This window comes from Paenibacillus nanensis (genome assembly GCF_003583765.1).
GTDB lineage: Bacteria > Bacillota > Bacilli > Paenibacillales > Paenibacillaceae > Pristimantibacillus > Pristimantibacillus nanensis.
Map to the genome: position 1 here is coordinate 79,275 of NZ_QXQA01000005.1, position 18,042 is coordinate 97,316.

The following is an 18,042-nucleotide window of genomic DNA, read 5'->3' on the forward strand; positions in this document are numbered from 1 at the left end:
AGCTTCTTATTTCACAGCCTTTTTGCCGGCGGGCAGCCAAATCCAGACCGCCGCGACGCTGAACGAGGCCACAATGAACGGCACGAATTTAAGACCCGCCAGCCAGCTCGTAGGTCCTATGAGCGCAAGACCCGCGACAGCCAGTATTTCCGAAAGAATGACGCCGGCGATAAAGCCGACGATTAAAGCTGCGATGGAAAGCAGAGCTTTTTTCAACATAAGAATGTCCTCCTCTATACGATTAGTCAGGCAAGTTGCCCGATTTGGTGCCTACGCGGTAAGGCGTATCGACGCCTTCGTAATTGACCATCATCGACATCCCGTTCGCCGCGTGTTCAAGATTATGGCAGTGCTCCATCCACAATCCCGGATTATCCGCTTTGAACGCGACCTCGTACTCGTCGCCCATCGAAAGCATAATGCTGTCCGCAAAGATCGGGCTGCCGGATAAAGGCTCGCCGTTTTTGGTCAGCACCTTAAACAAATGTCCATGCAGATGCATCGGATGCTCCTCTCCGAGCTTATGCTTGATCCTGATCTTGATCCATTCGCCCTCGCTAACGATGATCGGCGGAATCTCATGGAATCGTTTCCCGTTAATGTCGATAGGCCCAAGGACAAGGTCATAGGTGCGGTCGAATTTCATATCGGCCGTTATGCCGTCGTCAAGCGGCTCGCCATATGCCGTAAAGTCAAACACCGGCGCGTCTTTGTCCAGCTTGCCGGGCTCGACGCCTTCGCCAACCGTCACCGAAAGCGTCTTTTTCTGCTTGCTGTAGACTTGAACCTTACCGCTGCTTGGCATCGTGAACAGCACATCGTACCGCTGACCGCCTCCAATCGGTATCCAAGTCTTTCGAAGCGTTCCCGGCTGGTTCAAATCTTGTCCGTCCATCGAGATGACTTGGAAGTCCGCTCCCGCAACCCCCATCCATTGCACCGCGCTGGAGCTGTTGATGAGGCGCAATCTTACGCGGTCCCCCGCCTGAGCCGCAAGCTTCGCCCCGTTACGGCTTCCGTTCGTCAGCCAATGCTTGCCATTCAGCTGCTGCATCGTTACGGCATAGTCGAGGTCGTACTCGAACGCGCTTTGCCGCGGCTCGACGATTAATCTTCCGATAAGACCGTGCTGCGCCTGCTCGGAGCTTTGCTGATGCGAATGATACCAATACGTGCCGGAATGCTTCGCGACAAATTCATACGTAAACGTCTCCCCCGGCCAGACCGCGTCTTGGGTTACGCCCGCCACGCCGTCTTGCGAGCATGGCAGCACGACACCGTGCCAATGAATGGTGACGCCTTTCTCGATATCCTTGTTCGTCAGCTTCACGACGATCCGGTCGCCTTGCTTCACCCGCAGCTCGGGACCTGGGGTCGTCCCGTCGAATGTCCACGCTTCCGCTGTTTTGCCGTCTCCGATCTCAACAACCGATTTTTGAGCGGTTAATTCGAATTTACGGACAGGCGCGTTGGAGGGCGGTTCCGCCATATCCGCGCAGGACGCAGCAGCGGCCGCCCCGCCTCCCGCCTCTCCATTCGTGTCCGTATGGCGGGCATGCCCGCTATGGGCGCCCATATCCGCCATATTGATTTCTTCCGGGAATTTCAGCTTATAATAGCCGCAAGCAGCCGTCACAAGCGGCAGCGCCGCAATAATAAGCGCGATTGCAGCCATGCGCAGAAGCGGAGATTTTTTAGCCGCCGATTTTTTAGCCGCCATTTCTTTCACTCCTTGCTTGAATCTTGTTCACGAGACCTATCATAACAGCAAGATGTTGTGAACTTGTGACGATGATGTACGGATTGCGTGAAAGTTGACGGAGGTTAGCCCGTTCACTAACATACAGGGTAGAGCTGATCGCGATTGGGGGAATAGTAATGGCACAGACGCTGCTGCTTGTCGATGACGAGCGCAAGGTGCTTGACTTTATGGAGCCGTTCCTGAAGCAGGAGGGCTATACGGTTATAACGGCCGAGACGGGGCTGGACGCGCTCAGGCTGGCCAAGGAGCATAAACCGTCGCTGGTGCTGCTGGATTGGATGCTGCCCGGGATGAACGGGATTGACGTGTGCCGCGAGCTGCGGCGGACGTCGAAGGCCGGCATCATCATGGTGACGGCTAGATCGGAGGAGACGGACAAAGTTATCGGTTTGGAGGTCGGAGCCGATGATTATTTGACGAAGCCTTTCTCGCTTCGGGAGCTGCTGGCCCGCATTCGGGCGGTGCTTCGCAGGCTGGAGGGCGCTGCCGGCGATGAGCCTGCCGCTGAGCTGCGCAGAGGGGATTTGGTAATCTCGGAATCGAAATGCTCGGTGCGAAAACGCGGGGCGGACCTCATGCTGACGCCGACCGAGTTTAAGCTCCTCCTTACGCTGGCGGCAAGACCGGGCATCGTCTACAGCAGGCTGCAACTGCTGCAGGCCGCGCTGGAAGACGATCTCCTGAACGACGAGCGTACGGTGGACGCGCATATTAGCCGAATCCGAAAAAAAATCGAGGATGATCCCTCTTCGCCTGCCTTCATCCAGACCGTATACGGCTTCGGCTACCGGTTTGGCGGAGGAACAGCGGAATGAGCGTTAGACAAAAGCTGTTTCTGGCCATGACCAGCTTAATCGTCGGCATGAGTCTGCTGACGATTCTCGTCACCGTTCTGATCGTGAACGGCGCGCTAAGATCCATTCACATCGCGGACCGCAGCGAGCACATTCAGGCGATCGAAGAGCGGCTGATTACCTATTACGAAGCAAACGGCGGGCAATGGGGCGATCGGGAGGAGCTCCGTAACGTCATTCTTAACAAGGCGGAAATCGGAGCGGAAGCGGCTGATATTCTGCTTCTATCGAACAGCGGCGAGCGGCTGCTGACAATCGGCAATGAAGAGATGGGGGTGATCAGAGGACTTGGCCTCAAACGCGCTCTGAAGCATGAAGGCACCACGATCGGAACCCTGTATTACTACGATCCGGAGGCCGCCAATGTCAGAAAGATTCAGCTTGGCATTAGCAGCTCGGTCACCGTCCTCCTTATCGGCTTTTCCTTGTGCCTGCTAGTGGTGTCGCTGATTGCCGCATTTCTGGTAGCCAAACGGATTACATCGCCGCTCCGCATCCTCTTGCCCGCGATTGAACGGTTAGGCGAAGGCGGCTTGGGCACGCAGGCCCCTGTCCTCAGCCGAGATGAATACGGCAAGGTTGCGGAGTCCTTCAACGCCATGTCGCTGCATTTGCTTCGCGCAGAGGAGGCACGGCGCAGTCTGGTTGCGGATGTCGCGCATGAATTGCGTACTCCGCTGTCAATTCTGCAAGGTCAAATGGAGCTGCTTCAGCAGGCGGGGGAAGCGATTGAGCCGCATAAGCTGCTCCCCCTTCAAGACGAGCTGATTCGCCTAAGAAAATTGGTGGACGACCTCCAATTGTTATCGCTCGCCGAAGCCAAGAAGCTTGCGCTTCACAAACGAGAGAGCTCCCTGCCGAGCTTGATTCGCCGAATTTTGGATCGATTCGCCGAGGAAGCGAATGATAGAAGCATAAGGCTAACCTTCACCGATAAGACCGCTCACGCTGCAGTCTCTTTCGACGAGCATCGAATGGCGCAAGTATTTTTCAACTTAATCGGCAATGCGATTCGGTACACGCCAGCAGGCGGAAGCGTTCAGGTAACGGCGGAGCTTGAGGAGGATATTCGGGGAAAACAACTTGTTGTCCGAATCGCCGATACCGGGGAGGGGATCGGCGCCGAGCATCTGCCGCATATTTTCGACCGTTTCTATCGTACGGACAGCGCCAGGTCGCGCAACAGCGGCGGCATGGGCCTTGGTCTCGCCATCGCGAAAGAGCTGGTCCTCGCGCACGGCGGGACCATCGAGGCGCAAAGCGTGCTGCGGCAAGGCACTACGGTTGTCGTGAAGCTCCCTGCTTCCGTCTCATGAATACCCGTATATTTGTCCTTGGAGGGCAACCGCTCACGTGCAGCAGCCGAGACCGGTTGCCTTCCCGCGTTATATATTGTTCAAGAGACTTTTCAAGAAAGGCTGTCGATCCCAGTGAAACATGTCATATTGCCGGATAACGGCAAACGGGTACTCGCCATTTCGGACATCCACGGATACAAGGACGGATTCCTTCGACTGCTGCAAAATGCGAACTATGATCCTTCCCGGGACCAGCTGCTGCTGCTTGGCGATTATATTGACGCCGACAACGCGGTCTCCTGGGATACGCTTGACCTCGTTCGCGAGCTGACGGAGTCCGGCGCTATTGCCATACCCGGCAATCAGGAGCTGAAGCTGGCATCTTTGGCCGACCGCAGCCGCTCCCGGCGAAGAAGATCCTCGCTTCCTTCCAAGGTCAACCGTTACGAGAAGTGGATTCTTTCACTGCCTTTGTTCGTCATCCACAATCATATATTGTTTGCCCATGCCGGTATTCGTCCGGGAGTGCCGCTTACGCAGCAAAGCGTTCGCGACCTGACCGAGGTGCGCGAATTGTTTTTCAACTACCCGCTAGACCAATTGGCTGCCCTGATCGACCAAGATGAGAGCAACCGGGAAGGCGCAATATGGACCCGCGTTATGTTCGGCCATACCCCAACGTTTAAGCTTGGCGGGGAACCCGGTCAGATCTGGTCGGATGGCAGGAGAATCGGTATCGACACGGGCTCCAAGCACGGCTATCGCCTGACGCTGCTTGACCTGAATAGCGGCAGCACCTACTCATGCGCAACGTCGCCCGGTTACCAGAGCAGCGATTTCCGCATAGGGACAGCGAAGGACCGTCTCCAGCTGCCGTAACGGCAAGTAAGACGGTCCTTTGTTCAGGCTGCGGAACCGCGCAGCATGCTTTTCATATAACTGCGGCTTGCGAGCAGGAAGTACAGCGTCTGCATGCCCACGTAAATGCCGATAACGACAAACGAATAAAACCAATTGGACGTATTCATAATGTTATCGAGCGACCTCATCGCAAACAACGCGTGAGAGATGCCGACGATGCAAGGAATAAAAAAGATAATCCCGATCTGGGTCACCACGATGCGCCGAATCTCGTTTTTCGTTAAGCCGATTCGGGACAAGCCTTTGAATTGAGCCTGATCCTCCTGAATTTCCGTAAACAGCTTAAAATATATCATGCTGCCTGCCGCAATAAAAAAGAGCAGGCTGATGAACATCCCGATGAACAGCGTAAGCGAGACAACCTGCGACATGTCCACATATTGGCTCGGACGGCCAAAGTCCGTCTCGCCCTCCATCCCAGGCGTTACGAGCTGATCCAGTCTCTCTACCGCTTGCGCCGTTTTCTCCCAGTTTTTAAGCTCGAAGCCGAAGAACACGCGCTGCTTCTCCTCCGGTATGGCGGACATCCAGCGGACAAAACTGAGGTCATCCATAACGAGTGTAACGCTATTGGAATCCATCCAGTTGTTCATGACCCGTTCGCTGATGGACCCCGATATCGGCAGCTCCACCTTCTCGCCATTGACAATCCCTCTCGCAACCCCCGCTCCGTAGGTTGAATCGTCAAAGTTCGGATACAGCAAGGTAAGCTTTCCGCTTTCGACCGCGATCGGCGGCTTTCCTTGATCGGCGGCCATCTTGTTATAGTCCGAAGCGGAAATGACCATCGCGCTAGGCTGGTATTCCAGCTCCTCTTCGTGACCATTGCCGAGAGTCACGGAATCGTTGCCTTCGAATGTAATCCAGTACCGGTCTAGACCAAAGCCGATCACTTTCGCCTCACGCTCGACAACAAGCCCCTCTTCTTTCATGATCCGCTGCATCTCGTCCGGGTCGATCACGTTATGCGAATGAAGACCATTTTCCACGTAGGCAAGGGAGTATGGCGAATTGTCCAGCATATCCTGCTTGCCTTGAATCTGCATAATGTAGACAGTGCCCAGAGCCGTCATGACGACTGCGCTTAAGATAGACACGATAAACAGGATCCGCGCGTTGTCTTTGATTTTATAGCCGAGCTGCGCAAAGATGAGCATATTCGTCCGCTTGTAATAAAACCCTTTCCGCTTCTGGATGAAGCGAAGAAAGATAATGCTCAGCTGGGTGAAGAGGAAATAAGTGCCGATTATGACCGTGACCAGAATCGGCAGGGCCAGCAGGACAAAAGAATAACTGTCCATGACCAGAGCCATTCCGTACCCCCCGCCCAGACATATTGCCCCGACCGCAACGAGCCAAGGTGAATACATCAATTTGCCCTTGGGCTGGCGCGCCGCTTTCAATAGGTCAATAATTTCCGTACGCCCCATCCGGAGAACGGACCATATAGAGATTAGAAAAAATAAAGCGAAGAAGCCTCCCGCCGTCATCCATACCGCTTTGAAAGGCGCCGCGAACGAGATCGAGTCCGTCATCCCGAGCAGGGCCGCCAGCGCCATAAAAAACAGCTTGCTGAACAAGACCCCGAGGCCGATTCCGACCGCGATGGAAAAGCCGGCGATTACGATATTTTCATAAATAACGAGCCTGCGAAGCTGAAGCTTGGTCATGCCGAACAAGGAAAATAAACCGAACTCCTGTTTTCGCGTCTTAATAAAGGCCGAGTTGGAATACAGAACGAACAAAAACGAAAACACAATGATGATATAGAGACAAAGCTGCATGCCTTCCCGCACCTTGCCCGCCGCCAAAATATGGCCGCTCACCACGTCGGGATGATAAATAAACGCCGCGTAAATATAAAAAATCATAACGGAAAACACGCTGCTGAGGAAAAAAGCGCTGTACGACCGCCAATTCCCTCGAACATTGCTAAGCGCGAGCGAACGGAACGTCATCGAAATTCCCTCCCAGCACGCTCAGCGCGTCCAATATTTGCTGGAAAAACGCCTGCCTGTTGGAGCCTCGGCGAATTTCCGAGAAGAATCGGCCGTCCTTAATAAACACAATGCGCTTGCAATAGCTCGCGGAGAACGGATCATGCGTAACCATAAGAACCGTCGCCTTGAAGGTTTCGTTCATTTCCTTCAGCGCGTCCATAACGTCCTTCGCCGCTTTGGAGTCCAGGTTGCCCGTCAATTCGTCCGCAAGCACGAGCGACGGCTTATGAATAATAGCCCTTGCGATCGCCGCTCTCTGCTTCTGTCCGCCCGATACCTCATAGGTGCGTTTCTCCAAAATCGCTTCGATCTGAAGCATTTCCGCGATCGGCGTAAGCCGCTGCTCGATCAGCTTAGGCGACATCCCGTCCATTACGAGCGGGATAATAATGTTTTCTTTTAACGACAGCGTGTCCAGCAGATTAAAATCTTGGAACACGAAACCAAGCTCGCGTCTTCGGAATAACGCCAGCTTATTATCGGACAGCTTCGTCGGATTGACGCCGTTAATTTCGATCGTGCCGGACGTAGGGCGGTCAATCGTAGCCAGCAGGTTTAGCAGAGTTGTTTTGCCGCTGCCCGAAGGGCCCATCACGCCGACAAATTCGCCGGACTCTACTTCCAAGTCGATATTTTCAAGCGCCTTATATACGAGGTTGCCTTTACTGCTATATATTTTGCCAAGCCCTTGCGCTTTTAGAACACTCATGGTTGAAATCCTCCCCGGATAATCTGTCGTGTTTCATCTCTATGTCCTTAGTATATATCCGGAGAGCCGGCTCACCCATCGATTTGCCTTTCAATGCATGGAAGCTATCTTACAACTTTGTCATCTAGCCGTATGCAGATTCTATGACGTGGATGCCTCTGGGCCGGAAAGTGATGCTGAAGGTCGTGCCTTCCCCGAGCTCCGACTGGACATTCAGTAGGTGTCCAAGCCGGTTACATACCTGCTTCGCCAAATACAACCCCATGCCTGTGGAATCGCCGGTCGCTCTTCCGTTCTCTCCGGTAAAAAATGGATCGAAGATGCGCGGCAAATCATGCTGAGCGATCCCGATTCCCGAATCGGCCACTTCCAGCTTGACGGCGCCGTCTTCAACGGCATAAATACGAAAAAGGAGCGTTTTCGAGCCAGGCTTGCTTCGGCTGTACTTAATCGCATTGCTGACCAATTGGCTGATAACAAAGCTCATCCATTTGCCGTCCGTCTCGACGTAAGCTTCTCCTTCGACGCGCGGAAAAATGGAGTAACGGATGCAAAGCCGCTTATGCGTATTGACGACGCTCCGGGCTAATTCGTGGAGCGGCGTCTTGGCGAGATGAACGTCCATCTCGAACTTGTCGAGTCTGGCGGTATGCAGCATCATCTCCAATCCGTTTGTCAGCCGTTCCGTTTCTTCCTTTATGCTGTCCATGAGCTGCAGCCATTCCGCTTCGCCCGCCGGCGGCTGTCTCCGCGATTCCTGAAGCTGCAGGTCGATAACCGATACCGGCGTTTTCATATGGTGCACCCATTGAAGCACAAAGTGGTTATGCAGCTCTTGCTGCCGGCGAAGCCGATTCAGCTCGTTCAAGTAGGTTCGATGCTGATCGTGAATGACCTGCGCAGCCAGCTTCTGCTCTTCCGTCGCCATCGCTTGAATAATCGTTGCGGCCCCGATATCATCCGAACGTTCTAACGCTTCGTACATTTGATCGAAATAATAGCGCTGTCTGATGTAATCGATCAGCAGCCACACCGCGTAAAGAAAACAGGTAAGCAAAATGAAATAATAAATCGTTTCCGTCTCGATCAAGCCCGGATATCTCGCGTTTTCCAGCAAGTAAAGACCGCAAGCTAGACCGACTACGATGATGAAAAGCAGGATATTCAGGAGACGGTCTCTCAAAAAAAGGATTAAAGCTTTTCTTCTTCGTTCCTTCATCATTCTTCCCTCATGGACGCGCGATCCGTAGTGAGCTTATAGCCTAGCCCTCTTATCGTCTCGATCGCCTTCTCCAGTCCGAGCTCCTCGAGCTTTTTCCGAAGCCTTGTAACGTTCACGGAGAGAGTGTTGTCATCCACAAACTGCACGTCATCCCAGAGCGCCTCGAGCAGCGTCTCTCTCGCCACGATTTCTCCCGGATTACTCATCAGACATTCTGCCAGAAGCCCCTCGTTTTTCGTCAGCTCGACGCGTTTGCCGTTCCACTCCAGCTCATTGCGGCTCAGATGCAGCTTCAGATTGCCCGCCGAAAGCTCCGCTTTCGTCATGGCGCCGCTTCGGTGCTCATCTGCGTCTTTGCCGGACGCGTATTCGCCGTAAGCTCTGCGCAGCACGCCTCGCACTTTGGCCATCAGCAGCTCCAGCTGGATCGGCTTTGTAATATAGTCGTCGCCGCCATTCTCAATGGCCATTACCTGATCCATCTCGCCGGCGCGAGCGGAAATGAAGATGATCGGAACGCTAGACCTTAAACGGATTTGCCGGCACCAGTAATACCCGTCAAAGTACGGCAAATTGACATCGAGCAGAACCAGCTGCGGATCATAAGCTTCAAGCTCCGGCATAAGCTCGCGGAATCCCGTCGCGGCGGCCGCTTCGTATCCGTACTGCTCCATCTTATTTTTTAGTATCGCGGCTATTTTATTGTCATCCTCAACGATAAAGATCCGATACATGTCGTAACTGCCTCCCAATAATTCCCTTATGACAACCTCTTCCGCTATTATAATCCAAAACCAGCGAGCCCGGTAACAATCGCGCGGTTTGCTTAATTCATTCGACCGGCCGCACCGAGCACATTTAGTTGCGCCACACGTGCTTATCCCGACGGCCAGACCGTTTCTAGCACATTTAGTTACGTCACACGTGCTTATCTCGTCAGACAGGCCGTTTCTAGCACATTTAGTTACGTCACACGTGCTTATTTCGCCAGACAGGCCACTCCTAGCGCATTTAGTTACGTCACACGTGCTTATCTCGACGGTCAGACCGTTTCTAGCGCATTTAGTTGCGCCACACGTGCTTATTTCGCCAGACTGGCCACTCCAGACACATTTAGTTACGCCACACGGGCTTATTTTGCTCGACCTGCCACCCCAGACACATTTAGTTACGCCACACGCGCTTATTTCGCTCGAACTGCCGCTCTAGACACATTTAGTTACGCCTCACGCGCTTATTTCGCTCGACCTGCCACCCCATACACATTTAGTTACGCCACACGCGCTTATTTCGCCAGACTGGCCGCTCCGAGCACATTTAGTTACTCCACACGCGCTTAATTCGCTCGACTAGCCGCTCCAGACACATTTAGTTACGCCACATGCGCTTATGTCTCTTGACCTGCCACCCCAGACACAGTTGCGCCACACGCGGCTAAAACAAAAACCTCCCTCGCGGGCAGCAGAAGCCGCATCACGAGAGAGGTGTTGCCGTTGCCTTATTTGGAGCTTTCGCTAATTAGCACTCGCCAGCTTCAGCCGGCTTGCCTGCGTCGGTAGCCGTGCGGAACGAGGAGCCGCAGCCGCATGTTACGCTTGCGTTCGGGTTCTCGATCGTAAAGCCGCCGCCCATTGCGGATTCTTTATAATCGATGACAAGTCCGCGCAAATATTTAATGCTGTCGTTATCGACAACGACCTTAATGCCCTGCGTTTCCAGCGTCTGGTCGCCTTCCTTCTCCTCGTCGTCAAAGCCCATGCCATAGGAGAAGCCGCTGCAGCCGCCTTCTTTTACGCCAACACGAAGGAACAAGTCCGGCGATGCCTCCTGCTCCAACATTTCTTTTATTTTTTCAGATGCCAATTCACTGATTGTAATCATTCTGCAACCCTCCATTCACTTACTTATCCATAGTATACTCCACATCTACAGGTTGCTCAAGGGCTGCACTCCAGCTTCCACCAGACGGCTTCCGCTACTTTTCTTGTTGCCCCTGCTACGTGTGAGGTTTATAATGGTTACAGGAATTTTAAACGTTATCGCAAGTTCTTTTTTTCACAAACTAACCGTAACGTACGACCTACGAAGGAGGACTTCTTATGCATACGATCATCAAGGCGCATGATAGCCAAATGGAGCAAATTATCGAAAAAGTGCGTCACGGTCAGCGTCTTTCGCTGGAAGACGGCGTATTCTTATACGAATCTGACGACCTGTTAACGATTGGACAGCTCGCGAATGAAGTCGCGCTGCGCAAGAACGGGAAAAAGGTTTATTTTATCGAAAATATGAGTTTATACTTCACCAATGTATGCGAAGCGCACTGCGCGTTCTGTAACTTCCGTAAGGATGAGGGCGCTCCGGGCGCTTATACACTGTCTGGCGACCAAATGATCGAATACGTCGAGCAGCATATTCACCCCGGCGTGCGCGAATTTCACATCGTCGGCGGCCATAATCCGCATGTTCCTTTTCAGTACTATGTTGATTCCCTGAAAGCACTGAATGAAAAATATCCGGACGTCACGCTCAAAGCGTATACGGCTGCGGAGATTGATTTCTTCTCCCGCATCAGCGGCCTCAGCTACAAAGAAGTGCTGGAAGAGCTGATGAAGGCCGGCCTGAAATCGCTGACGGGCGGCGGCGCTGAAATATTATCTGATCATTACCGCAAAAAAATGCGCGTAGACAAAGCTGACGTCTCGCAATATTTGGAAGTGCACCGTACCGCTCATAAGCTTGGCCTACGCACTCATACCACCATGCTGTACGGTTCGATTGAATCGAAAGAAGACCGGATCCGCCACTTGATACAAATTCGCGAGCTGCAGGATGAAACTGGCGGTTTCCTCGTCTTTATTCCGCTGTCGATGCAGCCGATCAATCCGAAAGCCGGCATTCGCAGACGCAACTCTGCTTTTGAAGATTTGAAGACGATTGCGATCAGCCGTCTGATGCTGGACAATTTCCAGCACATCAAAGCATACTTCATTAATATCGGCGTTCAATTGACTCAAGTCGCGCTTACAATGGGTGCTTCGGATGCTCACGGAACCATCGTCAAAGAAAGAATCAGCCATGCGGCCGGCGCGCTGACACCGGAAGGCATTACGCGCGAAGATTTAATTTGGCTGATTAAGGGCGCAGGACGAATTCCTGTTGAAAGGGATACTTTCTACAACGAAATCAAAATTTATGAATGATTAAGCCTTACGGTGTAAGCACAACCTACAAACACATCATGAATCATGGAGCTGGGGAACCTCATGAGAAATTTAGTAATTTTGGGCGGCGGCTACGGCGGCGCCGCGATTGTTAATGAACTGCTTGAAGACCGTCTGCCGCTGGACGTGACGATTACATTGGTCGACCGTATGCCTTTCCAAGGGCTGAAAACGGAATATTACGCGCTTGCGGCCGGCACCGTATCGGATAAGGACCTGCGGGTACAATTCCCTTCCGACCCTCGATTGAAGCTTGTTTACGGCGAAGTGTTGGATGTCGATATGGAAAATCAGCTTGTTGTCATCGAAGAACAAGACCCGCTCTCCTACGATTGGCTCGTCATCGGTTTAGGCTGTACGGATAAATATCACGGGATTGAAGGAGCGCAGCAATTCTCGACAAGCATCCAGACGTTCTCCGCCGCTAGAAAAACGTACGCGCTGTTGAATGACATTAAGCCTTATGGTCAGGTGACCATTGTGGGCGGCGGACTAAGCGGCGTCGAGGTCGCTTCCGAGCTGCGGGAGAGCAGACCCGATCTCAATATCCGCATTTTGGACCGTGGACCGAAGGTGCTTTCCGCATTCCCTGGCAAGCTGCAGGACTACGTGGCGGATTGGTTCATCGAGCATCATGTTGAGATGCGCGGTCATGTACAGCTGAACAAGTTGGAGCAGGGCATATTGTACGACAGCAATAATGAAAAGCCGATTTATACGGACGTTACGGTCTGGACAGCGGGCATTCAGCCTGTAGAGCTGGTGCAAAACATACAGCTGCCGAAGGATAAGCAAGGACGTCTTATCCTCAATGAATATCATCAGCTGCCCGACTACAACAACGTCTATATCGTAGGGGACTGCGCGTCCCTGCCGTTCTCGCCAAGCGGTCAAGCCGCCGGCGCGCAAGGCAAACAAATCGCGGAAGTGCTTCGAGCGGTGTGGGAGAACAAGACGCCTCGCCTTGGAAGAATCAAACTAAAAGGCGTGCTTGGCTCCCTAGGCAAAAAGAGCGGATTCGGCATTATGGGGAATACGCCGATATTAGGACGTGTGCCAAGATTAGTAAAAAGCGGCGTCTTGTGGCGCTCGAAGCACCATCTGGGATAGAGTTTATAATTGATCCAGCAGCTTATCCAGCGCTTCGCGGTCCTCTTTTTGCCGGGCTATTGCTCCTTGAATTTTTTCTTTGAGCTCAGCTACGCTGTCGGCGGCTACAATCTCGCCGTCTACAAGCGCGTACGGCTTTAAATAACATTCGCCGCAATTGCCCAGGCAGCCGTATTCGATCACTTCGACGGAATCGTCCATTTCGAGCTGATTCATGATCTCATCCGTTCCATGGTGCATGTTGCTGGCGCAAAATTCAATCATCGGTTTTATCATGAAGGATCACCTTACTTTATAATAATTATGGAATGCGAACCATTTTCATTTGCTTCGCTTTGTACTATAATAGGGGAGAAAGGAGTGGATTGCAATGAGTGAACAAGTACAAGAAACAATGTATGACGAAGTTCTGGACGTGCTTGATAAGCTTCGCCCGTTCCTGCAACGCGACGGCGGCGACGTAGAATTGGTCGATGTTGAGGACGGTATCGTTAAGCTTCGCCTAATGGGCGCATGCGGCAGCTGCCCAAGCTCCACGATTACATTGAAGGCCGGTATCGAACGCGCCCTGCTTGAAGAAGTAGACGGCGTTGTCGAAGTGGTACAAGTATTTTAACGCAAAGAGTCTTATCCGTCGCGGAGAAGCTTGCTTCCCGCAGGATAAGACTCTTTTTTTAGAACATGCCTTTTATATTGGCCCGTATCGGATCAAAACCGCCGGTTACGTCAATTACGTTGCCCGTAAGGAAGCTCGATTGTTTTTGGCATAAAAACAAAATTACCCTCGCCACATCTTCGCCCGTGCCGGGCCGGCCAAGCGGGGACTCCGGATCATGCTCGTGCTCCGCTTCCTCGATCGACCGCTCCTTATTCGCCCCGCGAATATCTCCCGGTCCGATTAGATTGACCGTAATGCCGAACGGCGCTTCCTCCACCGCCAGCGACTTGGTGAACGAGACCAGTCCTGTTTTGGCCGCGGCGTATACCGCGCGGTGAGGCCAAGCTCTCGCCTCATTCGCGTGTCCAAAGCCAAAATGAATGATTCTGCCCCACTTTTTCTCCCTCATGCCCGGAAGCAAGCGGTGATCGAGCAGCATGACGCTTAGCAGATTGCCGTTCATAAGACGAATGATGGTTTCCTCGTCATATTCGCTGAACAGCTTCCGCTTGCGGACGAACGGACCTGCGTTGTTAACAAGAATGTCAACGCCCCCCGCCCATCGTTCCGCTTCGTCGGCGAGCTTATGCGCGCCTTCGGTCGTCGCGATATCGGCTTGTACCGTGATGGCCTTAACGCCCAGCCGTTCGATCGACTCTTTCACTTGCTGCGCCTCTTGCTCGCTCTCCAAATAATTGATAATCAGGTTGCAGCCCTGCTCCGCAAGCTGCAGCGCCGTGCGCTTGCCGAGTCCTTTGGCGCTGCCGGTCACTAATGCCGTTTTGCCTCTCAGCTCCAACATATTTCACCCTCTCCCGGGATTATACATGATGCTGCCGCAATAGCGAGCAGGCATACTGGAACGTAAGCCGTAACGACTCGATCGACATATGCAAGCATCGGGCTAAATCCTCCGCTTGCTGATCGATATTTTCCAGCTTGATCTCTTCGCCGTACAAACGCTGGCTTTGAATCAAATCATCCTGCATCTCGGAATTCATATAATGAATTTCGGTATTTCTTCGTTTGCGGAGACGGTTCGTCGACTCCTTATAATGCTCCTTCACATCGTTCAGACGCCATGTCAGCTTCGGATGCGCATTGCGCTCCCTCATGTTTCTTAGCACCGTATAGTAGGAGAAATGTGGCTTTATCCGTTCCGTGCGCATATCCAACAGCTCGTTCAGCAGGGTTCCCAGCTTATCCAGAAGGGAGAAGACCCGAATAAAGGCGTTCTTATCAAAATAAACGTAGCGAGCGTAATGCAGCCGCTCCTCCTCGGACATTTCGTCAACCGATTGCGACACGATTTTTTCTTTAAAACGGGAGGCCGCATAGTGGCTCTGCTCCAGTTCATGGAGGGAAGCCCGCAAGCCGAGCGTCCACACTTCGAATTTGCGGAGCTTCTTCTCCGGATCTTGTCCGCCGCGGATACGCTTTGCGAGCCCTGCCGCAAATTGATCCATCAGCGCATACGTTTCTGCAAGAGCGCCATCCGGGGTTCGCTCCTGTTCACCGAACATGAAGTGCAGCATCGAACGCCTCCTCCCTACAGCTTATATTCGCTCCAGCGACTGTCAACAAGCTTCACAATATCTTCGCGCGGGAACAGCTCATCCGGATACCCGGGCTTCATTCTCGCGTCGATTACGATCGGCAGCTTGTAGCCGAAATGATGTCTGCGCACTTCCGCATTCGCATAAATATCGTCCGCTGGATTAAAGCGAGTAAACACCGTCCATAGGAACGACGTCTGTCCGGACGCGATATTGGCGTCATCAACCAAAATAACAAGCGGCCATTCGGTTCCCCGCTCCGTCAGCCGGGCAAGAAGCCTCGACGCCAGCTCCGGCTCGGACTTATAATCCGCTCCCGATACAACTAGGCAGCCTGGGCAATATACCTGAGCATTCCGGATTTCTTCGATAACGCCCTCCGTATAGGAGGATGGAAGCTTGCGGATCGGTTCGCCAACGCCCAGCATCACGGCCTTACTGCCGTGGTTGAGCTTGCCGCTTGTATAATCCAGCGTATCATGGGAGGTTTCGTCGAAGACGAACAAATCGGTTGCCGGATTAAACCGTTCAAGCACCGTTTGCAGCAAAATATCGAACCGCGAAAGATCGATCGGCTGATCGGTCAGCATGAGGAATTTCGTCAGCGTGAGCTGGCCTTGTCCTAGAATGCTGAATGCCGTAGACAACGCTTCGCGCGAGTACGATTCTCTGACCACCGCGGCCGCCAGCGCATGTACGCCCGCTTCCGCGTAGGCCCACAGCTCCTTCACCCCCGGCATAACCATCGGGAAGGCTGGCGCGAGAAGCCGCTGCAAATATTCGCCGAGGTAATAATCCTCCTGCCTTGGTTTGCCTACGATGGTAGCGGGATAGATCGCATCTTTACGGTGCCACACATGACCGACCTCAAATACAGGGAAATCATGGGTTAACGAATAATAGCCGAAGTGATCGCCGAACGGCCCTTCCGGTCTGCGCAGATGAGGCGGCACTTTGCCGCTGATCGCAAACTCCGCTTCCGCCGGCAGACGATGTCCGCCCTGCGGGTCTGTAATGACGGGAAGCTTGCCGCCGAGTATAAGCGAAGCCATTAGCAGCTCCGGCAAATGCTCCGGCAGCGGCGCGATAGCGGAGGCGATCAACGCCGGCGGCCCGCCGAGAAATACGGTAACGGGCAGCGCTTCATTCCGCTGCTCGGCTTCATAATAATGGAAGCCGCCGCCTTTATGTATTTGCCAATGCATGCCGGTCGTCGAATCATCGAAAATTTGCATGCGGTACATTCCTAGATTATGCTTTTTCTTCGAAGTCATGCTTTCCGTATAAACAAGCGGCAGCGTAATAAACGGTCCGCCGTCCTCCTGCCAGCTTGTAATCGCCGGCAATCCCGCGAGAGGCCGCTCTTTCTTGAGCGTGCCAAGAATCGGAGCGGAGGAGGCCGGAACCTCCTTCATGCCGACCTTCATCATATCCAAAATGAGCTGCTTCTCTCCCCACAGCGCCTTCAGCGTAGGAGGCATGATCCGTTCGGTCGCCCCGATAATTTGCTTCATGATCTGTTCCGGTCTTGGGCCAAACGCGAGATCGACCCTTCGGCTTGTCCCGAACAAGTTGGTGACGACGGGGAAAGGGCTGCCCTTCACATTCGTGAACAACAGCGCCGGTCCCTCCTGCTCAATGACACGGCGATGAATTTCCGCCAGCTCCAGATACGGATCGACCTGGGCTTCGACGATTTTCAGGTCGCCGTCCCTCTTTAAAACCTCTAAATAATCCCTCAAATTCGCAAAGCTCATGCTTTCGCACGCCCTTCCCTAAATCGCCACGAACGAATGACGATATCGATTAGCAGGCTGAATAAAGCCACAATAATAAGATTGTGCAGCAAGCTTGTAAAAATAAAGATGCTCTCATCGCCTACAGTTTCCGTAAGCAGAGCGCCGCTGAGCACTTGAGCGACAATCAGAATGACGACCCAGCGCGCCGCATTGGCAAGTCCAGCTTCCCGCGGACTTACTTTCTTAATATGAACATATAGGCCGACAACGGCAATTGCAAGCAGCAGCGCGGCGACTCTGTGTATAAAGACGGCGCCGGTTGCGCCCTCCAGCTCGGGAACGACCTGACCGTTGCACAGCGGCCATCCTTCACAGCCGCCGGCTGAATCCGTATGACGGATAAAAGCGCCCAAATAAATGACGACATAGCAATAAATTGCGGTCCATAGCGCGCGCGGCATAATCGACGGCGCTACTGCGAACATTTTGGTATCATTGCCGTGCTTCGCCCGGTACGTCCAGATGACAAGCAGCATCGTAGCTGCGAAGGCGACAAGCGATATGCCGAAGTGGATCGCCAGCACAGGCGGAGATTGAGGCCACATGACCGCGGCCGCGCCCATCAAAGCTTGTACGATCGTGAACAGCAGCGCGGCGGAAGCGTAATAATGCGGCTCCTTATAACGGCTGCGGTCCTTTCTGTACATTCTGTACGTTGCGATCGTCACGCCGAGCACAAGCAGCCCTTCAAGACCGCTTACGACGCGATGCGAATACTCCAGCATCGATTCAAACGTATAAGCGGGTATAAATTTGCCGTTGCACAGCGGCCAATCATCGCCGCAGCCACGGCCCGATTCCGTATTTGTGACAAGCGCACCGGCAAGCAGTACGAGAAGCATTCCGATGCACGCCGCGACGGCGAACGCGCGAAAACGGCCGGTTACCATATGAAATCACCTAATTTCCCGTTAATTATGACCCTTCAA

The 18,042-nt window shown here is 53.2% G+C and carries 18 protein-coding genes; 6 read left to right on the plus strand and 12 right to left on the minus strand.

Features of this window, described 5'->3' with window-relative positions; all coding sequences use genetic code 11:
• Positions 1 to 6 precede the first annotated feature (6 nt).
• Entirely contained in the window at positions 7 to 219 is a 213-nt protein-coding gene (locus D3P08_RS10250) for a DUF5957 family protein (protein WP_119599609.1), read from the minus strand.
• Between the two features lie 22 nt (positions 220 to 241).
• Positions 242 to 1,720, minus strand: a complete 1,479-nt coding sequence (locus tag D3P08_RS10255; protein ID WP_119599610.1) for a multicopper oxidase family protein — start codon at positions 1,718 to 1,720, stop codon at positions 242 to 244.
• A gap of 158 nt (positions 1,721 to 1,878) precedes the next feature.
• On the opposite strand from D3P08_RS10255, the gene D3P08_RS10260 reads away from it, so the two are divergent.
• From D3P08_RS10260 to D3P08_RS10270, 3 genes are all read left to right on the plus strand, one after another.
• Positions 1,879 to 2,577, plus strand: a complete 699-nt coding sequence (locus tag D3P08_RS10260; RefSeq protein WP_119599611.1) for a response regulator transcription factor — start codon at positions 1,879 to 1,881, stop codon at positions 2,575 to 2,577.
• Complete coding sequence (locus D3P08_RS10265; protein ID WP_119599612.1) at positions 2,574 to 3,932, plus strand: sensor histidine kinase; 1,359 nt, start codon at positions 2,574 to 2,576, stop codon at positions 3,930 to 3,932. The genes D3P08_RS10260 and D3P08_RS10265 overlap by 4 nt, the downstream gene beginning before the upstream one ends.
• A 114-nt stretch (positions 3,933 to 4,046) precedes the next feature.
• Positions 4,047 to 4,793: a metallophosphoesterase gene (locus tag D3P08_RS10270; RefSeq protein WP_162848424.1), complete on the plus strand. Its 747-nt coding sequence runs from the start codon at positions 4,047 to 4,049 to the stop codon at positions 4,791 to 4,793.
• Positions 4,794 to 4,816: 23 nt separating this feature from the next.
• On the opposite strand, the gene D3P08_RS10275 is transcribed toward D3P08_RS10270, so the two are convergent.
• The 5 genes from D3P08_RS10275 to erpA form a co-directional block, all read right to left on the minus strand.
• Entirely contained in the window at positions 4,817 to 6,793 is a 1,977-nt protein-coding gene (locus tag D3P08_RS10275) for an ABC transporter permease (protein WP_119599614.1), read from the minus strand.
• Positions 6,768 to 7,544: an ABC transporter ATP-binding protein gene (locus D3P08_RS10280; RefSeq protein ID WP_119599615.1), complete on the minus strand. Its 777-nt coding sequence runs from the start codon at positions 7,542 to 7,544 to the stop codon at positions 6,768 to 6,770. The genes D3P08_RS10275 and D3P08_RS10280 overlap by 26 nt, the downstream gene beginning before the upstream one ends.
• A 124-nt stretch (positions 7,545 to 7,668) precedes the next feature.
• The gene (locus D3P08_RS10285; protein ID WP_240647408.1) at positions 7,669 to 8,766 is read right to left on the minus strand and encodes a sensor histidine kinase; all 1,098 of its coding nucleotides are present in this window, start codon (positions 8,764 to 8,766) and stop codon (positions 7,669 to 7,671) included.
• The gene (locus D3P08_RS10290) at positions 8,763 to 9,500 is read right to left on the minus strand and encodes a response regulator transcription factor (protein WP_119599617.1); all 738 of its coding nucleotides are present in this window, start codon (positions 9,498 to 9,500) and stop codon (positions 8,763 to 8,765) included. The genes D3P08_RS10285 and D3P08_RS10290 overlap by 4 nt, the downstream gene beginning before the upstream one ends.
• A gap of 784 nt (positions 9,501 to 10,284) precedes the next feature.
• Positions 10,285 to 10,647: an iron-sulfur cluster insertion protein ErpA gene (erpA, locus tag D3P08_RS10295; RefSeq protein WP_119599618.1), complete on the minus strand. Its 363-nt coding sequence runs from the start codon at positions 10,645 to 10,647 to the stop codon at positions 10,285 to 10,287.
• A gap of 218 nt (positions 10,648 to 10,865) precedes the next feature.
• On the opposite strand from erpA, the gene mqnE reads away from it, so the two are divergent.
• Positions 10,866 to 11,969 carry an aminofutalosine synthase MqnE gene (mqnE, locus tag D3P08_RS10300; protein ID WP_119599619.1) on the plus strand — a complete coding sequence of 368 codons (1,104 nt, stop codon included), beginning with the start codon at positions 10,866 to 10,868 and terminating at the stop codon, positions 11,967 to 11,969.
• 63 nt (positions 11,970 to 12,032) lie between these two features.
• Positions 12,033 to 13,100: an NAD(P)/FAD-dependent oxidoreductase gene (locus D3P08_RS10305; RefSeq protein WP_119599620.1), complete on the plus strand. Its 1,068-nt coding sequence runs from the start codon at positions 12,033 to 12,035 to the stop codon at positions 13,098 to 13,100.
• Between the two features lie 3 nt (positions 13,101 to 13,103).
• Here D3P08_RS10305 and D3P08_RS10310 read toward each other — a convergent pair whose 3' ends face one another.
• A complete protein-coding gene (locus D3P08_RS10310; RefSeq protein WP_119599790.1) occupies positions 13,104 to 13,373 on the minus strand; it encodes a YuzB family protein in 270 nt (89 codons plus the stop codon).
• A gap of 97 nt (positions 13,374 to 13,470) precedes the next feature.
• Between D3P08_RS10310 and D3P08_RS10315 the strand changes: the two genes are divergently transcribed.
• The gene (locus tag D3P08_RS10315; protein ID WP_087570549.1) at positions 13,471 to 13,716 is read left to right on the plus strand and encodes a NifU family protein; all 246 of its coding nucleotides are present in this window, start codon (positions 13,471 to 13,473) and stop codon (positions 13,714 to 13,716) included.
• 58 nt (positions 13,717 to 13,774) lie between these two features.
• Here the strand turns inward: D3P08_RS10315 and D3P08_RS10320 are convergent, their stop codons facing one another.
• Genes D3P08_RS10320 through D3P08_RS10335 form a run of 4 tightly spaced genes read right to left on the minus strand, consistent with a single transcriptional unit; the run spans position 13,775 to position 18,003 of the window.
• On the minus strand, positions 13,775 to 14,560 hold the full coding sequence (locus D3P08_RS10320) for an SDR family oxidoreductase (protein WP_206098948.1): 786 nt from the start codon (positions 14,558 to 14,560) through the stop codon (positions 13,775 to 13,777).
• Between the two features lie 19 nt (positions 14,561 to 14,579).
• Complete coding sequence (locus D3P08_RS10325) at positions 14,580 to 15,293, minus strand: Cthe_2314 family HEPN domain-containing protein (protein ID WP_119599621.1); 714 nt, start codon at positions 15,291 to 15,293, stop codon at positions 14,580 to 14,582.
• 14 nt (positions 15,294 to 15,307) lie between these two features.
• A complete protein-coding gene (locus tag D3P08_RS10330) occupies positions 15,308 to 17,071 on the minus strand; it encodes a UbiD family decarboxylase (RefSeq protein WP_119599622.1) in 1,764 nt (587 codons plus the stop codon).
• The gene (locus D3P08_RS10335; protein WP_119599623.1) at positions 17,068 to 18,003 is read right to left on the minus strand and encodes a COX15/CtaA family protein; all 936 of its coding nucleotides are present in this window, start codon (positions 18,001 to 18,003) and stop codon (positions 17,068 to 17,070) included. Before D3P08_RS10335 ends, D3P08_RS10330 begins: the two co-directional genes overlap by 4 nt.
• Positions 18,004 to 18,042: the final 39 nt, after the last annotated feature.

Bases quoted from the DNA above. Each gene is read 5' to 3' on its own strand.
- D3P08_RS10325 (WP_119599621.1), bottom strand. From the start codon at position 15,293: ATGCTGCACTTCATGTTCGGTGAACAGGAGCGAACCCCGGATGGCGCT.
- D3P08_RS10275 (WP_119599614.1), bottom strand. From the start codon at position 6,793: ATGACGTTCCGTTCGCTCGCGCTTAGCAATGTTCGAGGGAATTGGCGG.
- D3P08_RS10305 (WP_119599620.1), top strand. From the start codon at position 12,033: ATGAGAAATTTAGTAATTTTGGGCGGCGGCTACGGCGGCGCCGCGATT.
- D3P08_RS10320 (WP_206098948.1), bottom strand. From the start codon at position 14,560: ATGTTGGAGCTGAGAGGCAAAACGGCATTAGTGACCGGCAGCGCCAAA.
- D3P08_RS10335 (WP_119599623.1), bottom strand. From the start codon at position 18,003: ATGGTAACCGGCCGTTTTCGCGCGTTCGCCGTCGCGGCGTGCATCGGA.
- D3P08_RS10315 (WP_087570549.1), top strand. From the start codon at position 13,471: ATGAGTGAACAAGTACAAGAAACAATGTATGACGAAGTTCTGGACGTG.
- D3P08_RS10285 (WP_240647408.1), bottom strand. From the start codon at position 8,766: ATGATGAAGGAACGAAGAAGAAAAGCTTTAATCCTTTTTTTGAGAGAC.
- D3P08_RS10250 (WP_119599609.1), bottom strand. From the start codon at position 219: ATGTTGAAAAAAGCTCTGCTTTCCATCGCAGCTTTAATCGTCGGCTTT.
- D3P08_RS10255 (WP_119599610.1), bottom strand. From the start codon at position 1,720: ATGGCGGCTAAAAAATCGGCGGCTAAAAAATCTCCGCTTCTGCGCATG.
- D3P08_RS10290 (WP_119599617.1), bottom strand. From the start codon at position 9,500: ATGTATCGGATCTTTATCGTTGAGGATGACAATAAAATAGCCGCGATA.
- erpA (WP_119599618.1), bottom strand. From the start codon at position 10,647: ATGATTACAATCAGTGAATTGGCATCTGAAAAAATAAAAGAAATGTTG.
- mqnE (WP_119599619.1), top strand. From the start codon at position 10,866: ATGCATACGATCATCAAGGCGCATGATAGCCAAATGGAGCAAATTATC.
- D3P08_RS10260 (WP_119599611.1), top strand. From the start codon at position 1,879: ATGGCACAGACGCTGCTGCTTGTCGATGACGAGCGCAAGGTGCTTGAC.
- D3P08_RS10330 (WP_119599622.1), bottom strand. From the start codon at position 17,071: ATGAGCTTTGCGAATTTGAGGGATTATTTAGAGGTTTTAAAGAGGGAC.
- D3P08_RS10265 (WP_119599612.1), top strand. From the start codon at position 2,574: ATGAGCGTTAGACAAAAGCTGTTTCTGGCCATGACCAGCTTAATCGTC.
- D3P08_RS10280 (WP_119599615.1), bottom strand. From the start codon at position 7,544: ATGAGTGTTCTAAAAGCGCAAGGGCTTGGCAAAATATATAGCAGTAAA.